The organism is Streptomyces sp. NBC_00988, from assembly GCF_045162645.1.
Lineage (GTDB): Bacteria > Actinomycetota > Actinomycetes > Streptomycetales > Streptomycetaceae > Streptomyces.
The window spans coordinates 6,291,352-6,303,238 of sequence record NZ_CP108730.1 but is presented as its reverse complement, the minus strand read 5'-3'; the positions used below and the strand labels follow the sequence as shown (position 1 = coordinate 6,303,238).

The following is an 11,887-nucleotide window of genomic DNA, read 5'->3' as shown; positions in this document are numbered from 1 at the left end:
ACGTGAAACGAGGGCCGCCGCATCCACGAGGTGCGGCGGCCCTCGGCGTACACCTAGGTCCGTACGGCAGGATGTGCCCCATGCCCAGTGCAGAACTGACGCCCACGAGCGTGCACGAGCCGGATCCGGTACGGCCGACCAAGGACGACGAGGTCGCCGCCGCCGGGAGTGAACTGATCGGTGGCCCCATCGGCCGGCGCGCTCTCCAGGGGACGTCCTGGTGGACTCCCGTACGGGTCGTCGCGCTGGTGGCGATCGGCATGTTCGCCCTCGGTCTGGTCCAGAAGGCGCCCTGCTACAACAGCGGTTGGTTCTTCGGGGCCAGCTCGCAGTACACGCACGCGTGCTACTCGGACATCCCGCACCTGTATCAGGGGCGCGGTTTCGCCGACGGGCTCGTGCCGTACTTCGACAAGCTGCCCGGCGACATGCAGTACCTCGAATACCCGGTGCTGACCGGTGTGTTCATGGAGGTGGCCGCCTGGCTCACGCCGGGCAGCGGCAGCATCCAGCACCAGGAACAGTGGTACTGGATGGTCAACGCCGGAATGCTGATGGTGTGCGCGGCCGTCATCGTCGTCTGCGTCAGCCGCACGCACGCCCGTCGGCCCTGGGACGGCCTGCTGGTCGCCCTGGCACCCGCCTTCGCGCTGACCGCCACCATCAACTGGGACCTCCTGGCGGTCGCTCTGACGGCCGCGGCGATGCTGATGTGGTCGCGGGGCCGTTCCCTCGCGTTCGGCGTCCTGTTGGGCCTTGCCACGGCCGCCAAGCTGTATCCCGTCTTCCTGCTCGGACCGCTGTTCCTGCTGTGCTGGCGCGCGGGCAAATGGCGGGACTTCGGGAAGGCGTTCGGAGGAACTGCCGTCGCCTGGCTGGCGGTGAACCTGCCGGTGATGCTCTTCGCCTTCGACGGCTGGTCGAAGTTCTACACGTTCAGCCAGGAACGGGGCGTCGACTTCGGGTCCTTCTGGCTGATCCTGGCCCAGAACTCCAGCGACCCGCTCAGCACCGACACCGTCAACACGTTCGCCACGCTGCTGATGCTGCTGTGCTGCGCAGGCATCGCGGCGCTCACGATGACCGCTCCGCGCCGGCCGCGCTTCGCCCAGCTGGCCTTCCTGATCGTCGCGGCGTTCATCGTGACCAACAAGGTCTACTCGCCGCAGTACGTGCTGTGGCTGGTCCCCCTGGCGGTGCTGGCCCGGCCGAAGTGGCGGGACTTCCTGATCTGGCAGGCGTGCGAGGTGGCGTACTTCCTGGGGATCTGGTTCTACCTCGCCTACACGACCAGCGGAGACGCCCACAAGGGCCTGCCGACCGACGGCTACCACTGGGCCATCGGCCTGCACATCCTGGGCACGCTCTACCTGTGCGCCGTGATCGTGCGCGACATCCTCATGCCGGAGCGGGACGTGGTGCGCCTGGCGGGCGACGACGACCCCTCGGGCGGGGTGCTCGACAGGGCGGAGGACGTCTTCGTCTTCGGGGCCGCGGCCCGTCCCGGGCGGCACGCGGCCCCCTTCGACGGACCTCAGGTGGAGTGGGGCAGCGAGGGGCCGGCCGACCGTTCGCTCTGAGCGAACAGGGCACGGAAGAGCCTGCGGAAGACGGCGTGACCACACGAAAAGGCCGTACACGGGAGGTCCCGTGTACGGCCTTTCGGCTGTCCTGGAGTGGCTCAGCGATCCACGATGCGGTCGAACTGCGTGGTGGTGTGCCGGAGATGGGCCACCAGTTCCTCGCCCACCTTCGGCTCGGCCGCCTCCGCCGGTACGAACAGGATCGAGACCTGCATGTGCGGCGGCTCGGCGAACCATCGCTGCTTGCCGTCCCAGACGAACGGAGAAAGGTTCCGGTTGACCGTGGCGAGGCCGGCGCGGGCGACGCCCTTGGCGCGCGGCATGACGCCGTGCAGCGCCTTGGGGGCCTCCAGGCCCACCCCGTGCGACGTACCGCCCGCCACGACCACCAGATAGCCGTCCGAGGCCGCCTTCTGCTGCCGGTAGCCGAAGCGGTCGCCCTTGGAGACCCGGGTGACGTCCAGGACCGCCCCGCGGTACTCGGTGGCCTCGTGGTCCCCCAGCCACAGCCGGGTGCCGATACGGGCCCGGAAGCGGGTCTGCGGGAACTGCTGCTGCAGCCGGGCCAGTTCCTCGGCCTTGAGGTGGCTGACGAACATGGTGTGCAAGGGCAGCCGGGCGGCCCGCAGACGGTCCATCCAGCCGATGACCTCCTCGACGGCGTCCGAGCCGTCGGTGCGGTCCAGCGGGAGGTGGATGGCGAAGCCCTCCAGGCGCACGTTCTCTATGGCGGAGTGCAGCTGCGGCAGTTCCTGCTCGCTCACGCCGTGACGCTTCATCGAGGACATCACCTCGATGACCACGCGCGCGCCCACGAGGCCGTACACGCCGTCGATGGACGACACCGAGCGGATGACCCGGTCCGGCAGGGGAACGGGCTCCTCGCCGCGGCGGTACGGCGTCAGCACCAGCAGGTCACCGCCGAACCAGTCCTTGATCCGGGCGGCCTCGTACGTCGTGCCGACGGCGAGGACGTCCGCGCCGAGCCGCGTCGCCTCCTCCGCCAGCCGCTCGTGCCCGAAGCCGTAGCCGTTGCCCTTGCAGACCGGGACGAGCCCGGGGAACTGCCCGGCAACGTGCTTGTGATGCGCCCGCCAGCGCGCGGTGTCGACGTAGAGCGTGAGCGCCATGGCCGGACCTGGAACCTTTCGGGTGGCTGCGGTGTATCAGAAGTATGGAAGCTGTCGACGTTATCGAAGCGAGGACCGTGAGGTCAGCGGCGCGACATGTAGATGTCGAGCGCCTTGTGGAGCAGCTTGTTGAGCGGGAAGTCCCACTCGCCGAGGTACTCGGCGGCCTGCCCGCCGGTGCCCACCTTGAACTGGATCAGACCGAAGAGGTGGTCGGTCTCGTCCAGCGAGTCGGAGATGCCGCGCAGGTCGTAGACGGTGGCGCCGAGCGCGTAGGCGTCGCGCAGCATCCGCCACTGCATCGCGTTCGAGGGCCGGACCTCACGCCCGATGTTGTCGGAGGCGCCGTAGGAGTACCAGACATGTCCGCCGACCACGAGCATCGTCGCCGCCGACAGGTTGACCCCGTCGTGCCGGGCGAAGTACAGCCGCATCCGGTTGGGGTCCTCGGTGTTGAGGGCCGTCCACATGCGCTGGAAGTACGACAGCGGGCGGGGCCGGAAGTGGTCGCGCACCGCCGTGATCTCGTACAGCCGCTGCCATTCCTCAAGGTCGTGGTAACCGCCCTGGACGACCTCGACACCGGCCTTCTCGGCCTTCTTGATGTTGCGGCGCCACAGCTGGTTGAAGTTCTTGTGGACCTCTTCGAGGGAGCGGTTCGCCAGCGGCACCTGGTAGACGTAGCGCGGCTGGACGTCGCCGAAGCCCGCGCCGCCGTCCTCACCCTGCTGCCAGCCCATACGGCGCAGCTTGTCGGCCACCTCGAAGGCGCGCGGTTCGATGAAGTCGGCCTCGATGTCCCGCAGTCGCTTCACGTCCGGGTTCTGGATGCCGGCCTTGATGGAGATGGCCTCCCAGCGCCGGATGATGACCGGCGGGCCCATCTTCACCGAGAAGGCGCCCTGGTGCTTGAGGTGGGCCAGCATCGGCTGGAGCCAGTCGTCCAGATTCGGCGCGAACCAGTTGATGACCGGGCCCTCGGGCAGGTAGGCCAAGTAGCGCTTGATCTTGGGGAGTTGCCGGTAGAGGACCAGCCCCACGCCGACCAGCTCGCCGGTCTTCTCGTCGATCCAGCCGAGGCTCTCGGAGCGCCACTCCGCCTTCACATCAGCCCATGCCGGGACCTGCATGTGGCTCGCCGAGGGCAGGCTCTGGATGAATGCCAGATGCTGCTCACGGCTGATGGTCCTCAGGGTCAGGCTCATTCGGGGCGCTCCTCGGGCTGGGGTGTCCCCATGGGTACAGGGGCTCCGGCTCTCGCGCCGAAGCCTACTGCGCCTTGCGAGCGCCCCGACTGGGCGTATGCAACCTTCGCCTCGGCCTGTTGGCCGCCAAGGCGTTCCGTGCTGTTTTACGCGGAGTTGGGACTGTGGCGTCCAGGCCGTCAGCTGATGACGCCGCCGAACAGGCCGCCGTGTGCCATGCCGAGGAAGAATCCGACACCCGCGGCACCGAGACCCAGGATCAGGCCGAAGCGCTCCCTCGTCGTCTCGGAGATCCACTGTCCGTACGCGCCGGTGAGGATCCCCACCAGGCCGGCCCACGAGCTGAGCAGATGCAGGTTGTGGAAGAACCCGGTGATGAACGCGGTCAGCCCGAGCACCACGGTCACCGCGAGCAGTGTGTCCTGGAGCGGATGAGGCTTGCCGTCTGTGGCGAACAGAGAGCCGGCGGTGTTGGGTCGCAATGCCTGTGCCATGTGGCACCTCCTGCGGAAGGCGGCGCATCGTCGCGCCGGACGCACCCGATGTGTACAGATTGACGCTCTCCGCCACCGGATTTCAACCGGAAGCCGGTGTGCGGGTACTCTGTACCCTCTGCACTGGTGTCTGCCCATGCCACGACTCGGAATCCCCGCCAGGGGCACCCGATGTCAGTGGCGGCTGTTTTACTGGCACACACTGTTGCTTACGCATAACAACCCTCCTGCCACGGATCGACCGTGGCCGCTGAGTCCAAAGGAGGTGGGTTCCACATGCGTCACTACGAGGTGATGGTCATCCTCGACCCCGATCTGGAGGAGCGCGCTGTCTCCCCCCTGATCGAGAACTTCCTCTCCGTCGTCCGTGAGGGCAACGGAAAGGTCGAGAAGGTCGACACCTGGGGCCGTCGTCGTCTCTCGTACGAGATCAAGAAGAAGCCCGAGGGCATCTACTCGGTCATCGACCTGCAGGCCGAGCCTGCGGTCGTCAAGGAGCTCGACCGCCAGATGAACCTGAACGAGTCGGTCCTCCGGACCAAGGTCCTCCGCCCCGAGACCCACTGAGCTTCCGCTCAGTTGATCCCGGGATTCGAGTAGCAGCAATCAAGCAGCCACAGCAGCAAACCCGCCGAGAGGTTCCCCCATGGCAGGCGAGACCGTCATCACCGTCGTCGGAAACCTGACCGATGATCCCGAGCTGCGCTTCACCCCGTCCGGCGCCGCCGTCGCGAACTTCACGATCGCGTCGACGCCTCGGACGTTCGACCGCCAGAGCAACGAGTGGAAGGACGGCGACGCGCTGTTCCTCCGCGCGTCGATCTGGCGTCAGGCCGCAGAGAACGTTGCTGAATCGCTGACGCGCGGTATGCGCGTCGTCGCTCAGGGACGACTCCGGCAGCGTTCGTACGAGACCCCTCAGGGCGAGAAGCGAACGGTCGTGGAGCTTGAGGTCGACGAGATCGGTCCTTCGCTGCGCTACGCCACCGCCAAGGTCACCAAGACCCCCGGCGGTCGTGGCGGCCAGGGCGGTGGCCAAGGTGGCGGCGGCCAGGGTGGCGGCGGCTGGGGTGGAAACTCCGGCGGCGGTCAGCCGGCCGGCGGCGCTCCCGCCAGCGATCCGTGGGCTACCGGCGCTCCTGCCGGTGGAAACCAGGGCGGCGGCGGTGGCGGCTGGGGTGGAAACTCCGGCGGTGCCAGCGGCGGCGGTGGCGGTGGCGGCTACTCGGACGAGCCCCCCTTCTAGGCCCTCGGGCCGAGGGTGGGTCGTACCCACACTTCTTGATCACACAGGAGATACACCATGGCGAAGCCGCCTGTGCGCAAGCCGAAGAAGAAGGTCTGCGCATTCTGCAAGGACAAGGTCCAGTACGTGGACTACAAGGACACGAACATGCTGCGGAAGTTCATTTCCGACCGCGGCAAGATCCGTGCCCGCCGCGTGACCGGCAACTGCACGCAGCACCAGCGTGACGTCGCCACGGCTGTGAAGAACAGCCGTGAGATGGCGCTGCTGCCCTACACCTCCACCGCGCGATAAGGGAAGGGTGACCGACTAATGAAGATCATCCTCACCCACGAGGTCTCCGGCCTCGGTGCCGCGGGCGACGTCGTCGACGTCAAGGACGGTTACGCTCGCAACTACCTGATCCCGCGGAAGTTCGCTATCCGCTGGACCAAGGGTGGCGAGAAGGACGTCGAGCAGATCCGTCGTGCTCGCAAGATCCACGAGATCCAGACCATCGAGCAGGCCAACTCTGTGAAGGCCCAGCTCGAAGGCGTCAAGGTCCGTCTGGCTGTCCGCTCCGGCGACGCCGGTCGTCTCTTCGGTTCCGTCACCCCGGCCGACATCGCTTCCGCGATCAAGGCTTCCGGTGGCCCCGAGGTCGACAAGCGTCGTATCGAGCTGTCTGCCCCGATCAAGACCCTGGGCGCCCACGAGACGTCCGTGCGTCTGCACCCCGAGGTTGCCGCCAAGGTCAACATCGAGGTCATCGCAGCCTGATCGCTGCGCTCGGCACAGCTGAGAAAGGGGCCGCACCCGTTGGGGTGCGGCCCCTCTGCTGTGTTCCGGGATGAGGCATGCGTGGCCCGTGTATTGCGTTCGGGGGCGCTTCGGCGCTCATGTTTCACGTGAAACATGACGGTGCGCCGTGTTTCACGTGAAACGGTCAGCGGGTCGCGCCCGTGACGACCCAGCGTCCCGAGCGGGCCCGCAGCAGGAGCGTCAGCATGCGGACCGCCATCATCAGGGTCATCGCTCCCCAGAGCGCGGTCAGTCCGGCGCCGAGGGCCGGTACGAGCAGCGCCACTGGAGCGAAGACCGCCAGGGTCACCACCATTGCCCCAGCGAGATACGGCCCGTCTCCCGCGCCCATCAGTACCCCGTCCAGGACGAAGACGACGCCACAGATCGGCTGGGAGAGTGCCACCATGATCAAGGCGGGCAGAGCGGTGTCCTTGACGGTGGGGTCGCTGGTGAACAGGGGCAGGAAGAGCGGGCGGGACAGGATCACCAGGAGACCGAGCACCACTCCGACGGCGATCCCCCACTGCACCATGCGACGGCAGGCGGCGCGGGCACCTGCGGGATCGTCCGCGCCGAGGTAGCGGCCGATGATGGCCTGGCCCGCGATCGCGATGGCGTCGAGCGTTAAGGCCAGCAGAGACCACAGGGACAGGATGATCTGGTGGGCGGCGATGTCGGCGTCCCCGAGGCGGGCCGCGACGGCCGTGGCGATCAGGAGGATCGCTCTCAGGGAGAGCGTGCGCACGAGGAGAGCTGCGCCGGCCTGGGCCGAGGCTCGTATCCCTGCGGCGTCCGGGCTGAGGGGGGCGCCGTGCCGGCGGGCTCCGCGGACGACCACGACGAGATACACGGCAGCCATGCCCCACTGGGCGATGACGGTGCCCCAGGCGGAGCCGGCGATGCCGAGATCGGCACCGTAGACGAGCCCTACGTTGAGGGCGGCGTTGGCGACGAAGCCTGAGACGGCGACGTAGAGCGGTGTCTTGGTGTTCTGCAGGCCGCGGAGGACTCCGGTGGCGGCGAGGACGATCAGCATGGCCGGTATGCCGATGGAGGAGATCCGCAGATAGGTGTTCGCGTACGGGGCGGCGGTGTCCGAGGCGCCGAAGAGGCCGACGAGGGCGGGTGCCGAGGGGAGGACGACGGCTATGACGGTGGCGCCGATCAGCAGGGCGAGCCAGATGCCGTCCATGCCCTGGCGGATGGCGGCCTGGAGGTCACCCGCGCCGACGCGTCGGGCGACGGACGCGGTGGTGGCGTAGGCGAGGAAGACGAAGACGCTCACGGCTGTCGTCAGGAGGGCGGATGCGACTCCGAGTCCGGCTAGTTGTGCCGTGCCGAGATGGCCGACGATCGCGCTGTCGGCCATGACGAAGAGGGGCTCGGCGACGAGTGCGCCGAAGGCCGGGACGGCCAGCATGACGATCTCTCGGTCGTGCTGTCGTCGGGTGGCCCTGGTGGCCGCGGGAGCCTGTGTCATGAGCACTAATCTAATCGTCCACAGGTAAGAGATGCAATTGCTTTGTGACCCTTACCTCTGATCTCGCCTCGTGTCCTCTCGCGCACTGTTCGAAGCGATCTTGGTCCGATGTGGAAAGTTTTTCTTCTGCACAGCCAGTGGATGGGAAAGGTGCAGGTCAGATCGGTTACGGCAGAAGTGGCGAGGTCTTGTTCACAGGGCTGTCCACCGGGTCGTGCACAGGTTTTGGCAGGTTCTCCACAGCATCCGGGCCGTCGTCCACATGGCCTGTGGATAACCAGATTGGCTGACGGTGCCCACAGGCCTACGGTGGACCGGTACCCGCCCCGTCCGTCGGACCGAGAACCATCACAAAACCGACGCGCCCGTACCGGAGTTGGGCGCTTCATTTGTCAGTGCCGTGCCGTAGAAATAAGGGGCACGGCGAGGTCCGCTCGACGGACGGGAGGAGGTGGCTCGGTGAGTATTTCCGAGCCCTTGGACGACCCGTGGGCCGATAGCGGTCCAAGCGATCGTCTGCCCGCTTCCCGACGACGAGGTGACGGAGGCCGCGGCCGGGACGAACAGCACGACCGCGGCAGGGAGGGCGGCGAGTGGGAGGGCGCGGGTTCGGCCTTCGAACGCGTACCGCCGCAGGATCTCGATGCCGAGCAGTCCGTGCTCGGCGGCATGCTCCTGTCCAAGGACGCCATCGCCGACGTCGTCGAGGTCCTCAAGGGCCACGACTTTTACAAGCCCGCGCACGAGACGATCTACCAGGCGATCCTCGACGTCTACGCCAAGGGCGAGCCGGCCGACCCGATCACCATCGCCGCCGAACTCACCAAGCGCGGTGAGATCAACAAGGTCGGCGGCGCATCGTATCTGCACACGCTCGTCCAGACCGTTCCGACGGCGGCGAACGCGGAGTACTACGCGGAGATCGTCCACGAGCGGGCCGTCCTGCGCCGCTTGGTCGAGGCCGGCACCCGCATCACCCAGATGGGATACGCGGCCGACGACGACGTCGACGAGATCGTCAACCGGGCCCAGGCCGAGATCTACGCGGTGACGGAGCAGCGCACCAGCGAGGACTACCTTCCGCTCGGCGACATCATGGAGGGCGCGCTCGACGAGATCGAGGCGATCGGCTCACGCAGCGGCGAGATGACCGGTGTGCCCACCGGGTTCACCGACCTCGACTCGCTCACCAACGGTCTGCACCCGGGCCAGATGATCGTCATCGCGGCCCGTCCCGCCATGGGTAAGTCCACACTCGCGCTCGACTTCGCACGCGCGGCGTCGATCAAGAACAACCTCCCGAGCGTCATCTTCTCCCTCGAAATGGGGCGCAACGAGATCGCGATGCGTCTGCTGTCCGCCGAGGCCCGAGTAGCCCTGCACCACATGCGCTCCGGCACCATGACCGACGAGGACTGGACGCGGCTGGCGCGACGGATGCCCGAGGTGTCGTCCGCGCCGCTCTACATCGACGACTCCCCGAACCTGTCGATGATGGAGATCCGCGCGAAGTGCCGCCGGCTCAAGCAGCGCAGCGACATCAAGCTGGTGATCATCGACTATCTGCAGCTGATGCAGGCCGGTGGCTCCAAGAGACAGGAGAGCCGTCAGCAGGAGGTCTCGGACATGTCCCGAAACCTCAAGCTCCTGGCCAAGGAACTGGAGGTCCCGGTGATCGCGCTCTCGCAGCTGAACCGTGGTCCCGAGCAGCGCACGGACAAGAAGCCGATGGTGTCCGACCTGCGTGAGTCCGGCTCCATCGAGCAGGACGCCGACATGGTCATCCTGCTGCACCGCGAGGACGCGTACGAGAAGGAGTCTCCGCGCGCGGGCGAGGCCGACATCATCGTGGGCAAGCACCGTAACGGCCCGACGGCGACGATCACGGTCGCCTTCCAGGGCCACTACTCGCGCTTCGTGGACATGGCGCAGACCTGACCGGGCGGCTGTAGGCGGCCGACCCAGGACCGTGTCCCGAGAAATGTGCTCGACGTACGGCCGTCCCGCCGGATGGACTGGGGGCATGACGACATCTCAGGACGACTTGCTTCCCGGTACCCGCCGGGCGCTGCTGCATCGGATCGCCGTGGCCCAGGCCGAGGGGCGAGCGCCGTCGTTGGTCGCGGCGGTGGTGCGCGGCGGGCGGGCGGTGTGGCACGGCGCGCGGACCTCGGTGGACGGGCACGGGCCGGACGAGAACGTGCAGTACAGGATCGGCTCGATCACCAAGACCTTCACCGCCGTCCTGGTCCTGCGGCTGCGGGACGAGGGCGTCCTCGACCTCGGTGACCCGCTGGAGAAGCATCTGCCCGGCACCGGCGCGGGGGAGGCCACCATCGCCCAACTGCTCGCGCACACAAGCGGGTTAGCGGCTGAGTCACCCGCGCCCTGGTGGGAGCGGACGCCGGGTTCCCTGCGTCCTGAGCTCCGGGATGTGCTGGGCGAACAGCCGCTGTTGCATCCGGTCGGCCGTCGGTTCCACTATTCGAATCCCGGCTATTCGGTGTTGGGCGCGCTTGTCGAGGAGTTGAGGGGCGCCCCGTGGGAGGACGTACTCCGGCGGGAAGTGCTCGAACCTCTGGGCCTCGACCGTACGAGTGCTCAGCCGCAGGCACCGCACGCGGGTGGCTGGGCGGTGCATCCCTGGGCCGATGCGCTGTTGCCGGAACCCGCCGAGGATCTGGGCCGTATGGCGTCGGCCGGTCAACTCTGGTCCACCACCGGCGACTTGGCGCGGTTTGCCGTCTTCCTCGCCCATGGGGACGACCGGGTTCTGGGTGCGGAGTCCGTACGGGAGATGCGGACCCCAGCGGCACCGGCCGAGGCGGCTGACGTCGTGGACGGCTCCGCTTACGGTCTCGGTCTACAGGTCCAGCACCGCGATGGGCGGCTGCTCGTCGGCCATTCCGGATCGCTGCCCGGTTTCCTGGCGAACCTCACCATCAGCCTGGCCGACGACGTCTCGGCCGTCGTGCTGGCCAACTGCACCTCGGGTCCCCTGCTGTCCTCGGTTGGCGCCGATCTCGTCCGGATCGTCGCCGAGGCCGAGCCGCGGATTCCCGAGCCATGGCGCCCGATGCCCGAAGTCGACGTCGAGGCACTGGAGTTGGCGGGGCAGTGGTACTGGGGCACGCACGGCTTCGCCCTGCGGCTGACGGCCGACGGCGGGGCCTCACTGGAGCCGCTGGCAGGCAACGGCCGCCGTTCGCGGTTCCGGGCCAACGGCGACGGCACCTGGACCGGGCTGGAGGGTTACTACGCCGGAGAGCTCATACGGCCCGTACGGCGCCCGGACGGGCCCCTGAGTCACCTGGACCTCGGATCGTTCGTCTTCACGCGTCAGCCGTACGACGAGAGCGCTTCCGTGCCGGGTGGGGTGGACTCGGAGGGGTGGCGGGGGATCCGCTAGCCGCCGTAGTCGGCGAGGCGTCATGTTTCACGTGAAACATGACGCCTCCCGTTGTCGGCCGAGACGGACGCTTCGCTCTCTCTTCGGAGGAGAGGTCTTCTCAGAGGGGGAGCTTGAAGCCCACGTGTGAGGCGGTGAAGCCGAGTCGCTCGTAGAACCGGTGGGCGTCGGTGCGGGTGACATCGGAAGTCAGCTGGACCAACTGGCAGTCTTGGCGGCGTGATTCGGCGATCGCCCACTCGATGAGCTGTGTGCCCAGGCCGCTGCCCCGCTCGTCTGCGTGGATGCGTACGGCCTCGATGATCGAGCGTGTGGCGCCCTTGCGGGACAACCCCGGAATGACCGTAAGTTGGAGGGTGCCGACGACGCGGCCCTCGCGGACGGCGACGACGAGGTGCTGGTTCGGGTCGGCGGTCAGACGGTCCAGCGCGGCCAGGTAGGGCGTCAGGTCGTCCGGTGACTCGCGCTGGGAACCCAGGGGGTCGTCGGCAAGCATGGCGACGATCGCAGGGACGTCCTCGGTGACCGCAGCTCGTATTTCAAGATCTCCCATGACC

At 67.7% G+C, this 11,887-nt stretch carries 12 protein-coding genes; 7 read left to right on the top strand and 5 right to left on the bottom strand.

The genetic code is table 11. The features are described 5' to 3' along the window. The first annotated feature begins 80 nt into the window (after positions 1-80). Positions 81-1,580 (top strand): glycosyltransferase family 87 protein, encoded by a 1,500-nt coding sequence (locus OG496_RS28895; RefSeq protein ID WP_405972962.1) that lies wholly within the window; start codon positions 81-83, stop codon positions 1,578-1,580. Between the two features lie 101 nt (positions 1,581-1,681). On the opposite strand, the gene OG496_RS28890 is transcribed toward OG496_RS28895, so the two are convergent. The 3 genes from OG496_RS28890 to OG496_RS28880 form a co-directional block, all read right to left on the bottom strand. Then, entirely contained in the window at positions 1,682-2,713 is a 1,032-nt protein-coding gene (locus OG496_RS28890) for an alanine racemase (protein WP_393750525.1), read from the bottom strand. 83 nt (positions 2,714-2,796) lie between these two features. Then, the gene (locus OG496_RS28885) at positions 2,797-3,918 is read right to left on the bottom strand and encodes a peptidoglycan bridge formation glycyltransferase FemA/FemB family protein (protein WP_366494810.1); all 1,122 of its coding nucleotides are present in this window, start codon (positions 3,916-3,918) and stop codon (positions 2,797-2,799) included. 179 nt (positions 3,919-4,097) lie between these two features. Continuing rightward, complete coding sequence (locus tag OG496_RS28880; RefSeq protein ID WP_318017438.1) at positions 4,098-4,412, bottom strand: hypothetical protein; 315 nt, start codon at positions 4,410-4,412, stop codon at positions 4,098-4,100. Between the two features lie 276 nt (positions 4,413-4,688). On the opposite strand from OG496_RS28880, the gene rpsF reads away from it, so the two are divergent. The 4 genes from rpsF to rplI all read left to right on the top strand — a co-directional run bounded on the left by rpsF (position 4,689) and on the right by rplI (position 6,417). Then, positions 4,689-4,979, top strand: coding sequence for a 30S ribosomal protein S6 (gene rpsF, locus OG496_RS28875; protein ID WP_006604399.1), 291 nt, complete (start codon positions 4,689-4,691; stop codon positions 4,977-4,979). Positions 4,980-5,058: 79 nt separating this feature from the next. Then, positions 5,059-5,658, top strand: a complete 600-nt coding sequence (locus tag OG496_RS28870) for a single-stranded DNA-binding protein (protein WP_405972961.1) — start codon at positions 5,059-5,061, stop codon at positions 5,656-5,658. Positions 5,659-5,715: 57 nt separating this feature from the next. Continuing rightward, positions 5,716-5,952, top strand: a complete 237-nt coding sequence (gene rpsR / locus OG496_RS28865) for a 30S ribosomal protein S18 (RefSeq protein ID WP_006381652.1) — start codon at positions 5,716-5,718, stop codon at positions 5,950-5,952. Positions 5,953-5,970: 18 nt separating this feature from the next. Beyond that, positions 5,971-6,417 (top strand): 50S ribosomal protein L9, encoded by a 447-nt coding sequence (rplI, locus tag OG496_RS28860; RefSeq protein ID WP_019073380.1) that lies wholly within the window; start codon positions 5,971-5,973, stop codon positions 6,415-6,417. A 166-nt stretch (positions 6,418-6,583) separates the two neighbouring features. Here rplI and OG496_RS28855 read toward each other — a convergent pair whose 3' ends face one another. Beyond that, positions 6,584-7,921 carry an MATE family efflux transporter gene (locus OG496_RS28855; protein WP_405972960.1) on the bottom strand — a complete coding sequence of 446 codons (1,338 nt, stop codon included), beginning with the start codon at positions 7,919-7,921 and terminating at the stop codon, positions 6,584-6,586. 459 nt (positions 7,922-8,380) lie between these two features. Between OG496_RS28855 and dnaB the strand changes: the two genes are divergently transcribed. Both dnaB and OG496_RS28845 read left to right on the top strand, forming a co-directional pair. After that, positions 8,381-9,859 carry a replicative DNA helicase gene (gene dnaB / locus OG496_RS28850; protein ID WP_405972959.1) on the top strand — a complete coding sequence of 493 codons (1,479 nt, stop codon included), beginning with the start codon at positions 8,381-8,383 and terminating at the stop codon, positions 9,857-9,859. A gap of 85 nt (positions 9,860-9,944) precedes the next feature. Then, positions 9,945-11,330, top strand: coding sequence for a serine hydrolase domain-containing protein (locus OG496_RS28845; protein WP_405972958.1), 1,386 nt, complete (start codon positions 9,945-9,947; stop codon positions 11,328-11,330). A gap of 100 nt (positions 11,331-11,430) precedes the next feature. On the opposite strand, the gene OG496_RS28840 is transcribed toward OG496_RS28845, so the two are convergent. After that, positions 11,431-11,883 (bottom strand): GNAT family N-acetyltransferase, encoded by a 453-nt coding sequence (locus tag OG496_RS28840; RefSeq protein WP_405972957.1) that lies wholly within the window; start codon positions 11,881-11,883, stop codon positions 11,431-11,433. Between the last annotated feature and the right edge of the window lie 4 nt (positions 11,884-11,887).

Coding starts and splice junctions, on each gene's coding strand:
- OG496_RS28895 (WP_405972962.1), top strand. CDS start 81: ATGCCCAGTGCAGAACTGACGCCCACGAGCGTGCACGAGCCGGATCCG.
- OG496_RS28890 (WP_393750525.1), bottom strand. CDS start 2,713: ATGGCGCTCACGCTCTACGTCGACACCGCGCGCTGGCGGGCGCATCAC.
- OG496_RS28885 (WP_366494810.1), bottom strand. CDS start 3,918: ATGAGCCTGACCCTGAGGACCATCAGCCGTGAGCAGCATCTGGCATTC.
- OG496_RS28880 (WP_318017438.1), bottom strand. CDS start 4,412: ATGGCACAGGCATTGCGACCCAACACCGCCGGCTCTCTGTTCGCCACA.
- rpsF (WP_006604399.1), top strand. CDS start 4,689: ATGCGTCACTACGAGGTGATGGTCATCCTCGACCCCGATCTGGAGGAG.
- OG496_RS28870 (WP_405972961.1), top strand. CDS start 5,059: ATGGCAGGCGAGACCGTCATCACCGTCGTCGGAAACCTGACCGATGAT.
- rpsR (WP_006381652.1), top strand. CDS start 5,716: ATGGCGAAGCCGCCTGTGCGCAAGCCGAAGAAGAAGGTCTGCGCATTC.
- rplI (WP_019073380.1), top strand. CDS start 5,971: ATGAAGATCATCCTCACCCACGAGGTCTCCGGCCTCGGTGCCGCGGGC.
- OG496_RS28855 (WP_405972960.1), bottom strand. CDS start 7,921: ATGACACAGGCTCCCGCGGCCACCAGGGCCACCCGACGACAGCACGAC.
- OG496_RS28845 (WP_405972958.1), top strand. CDS start 9,945: ATGACGACATCTCAGGACGACTTGCTTCCCGGTACCCGCCGGGCGCTG.
- OG496_RS28840 (WP_405972957.1), bottom strand. CDS start 11,883: ATGGGAGATCTTGAAATACGAGCTGCGGTCACCGAGGACGTCCCTGCG.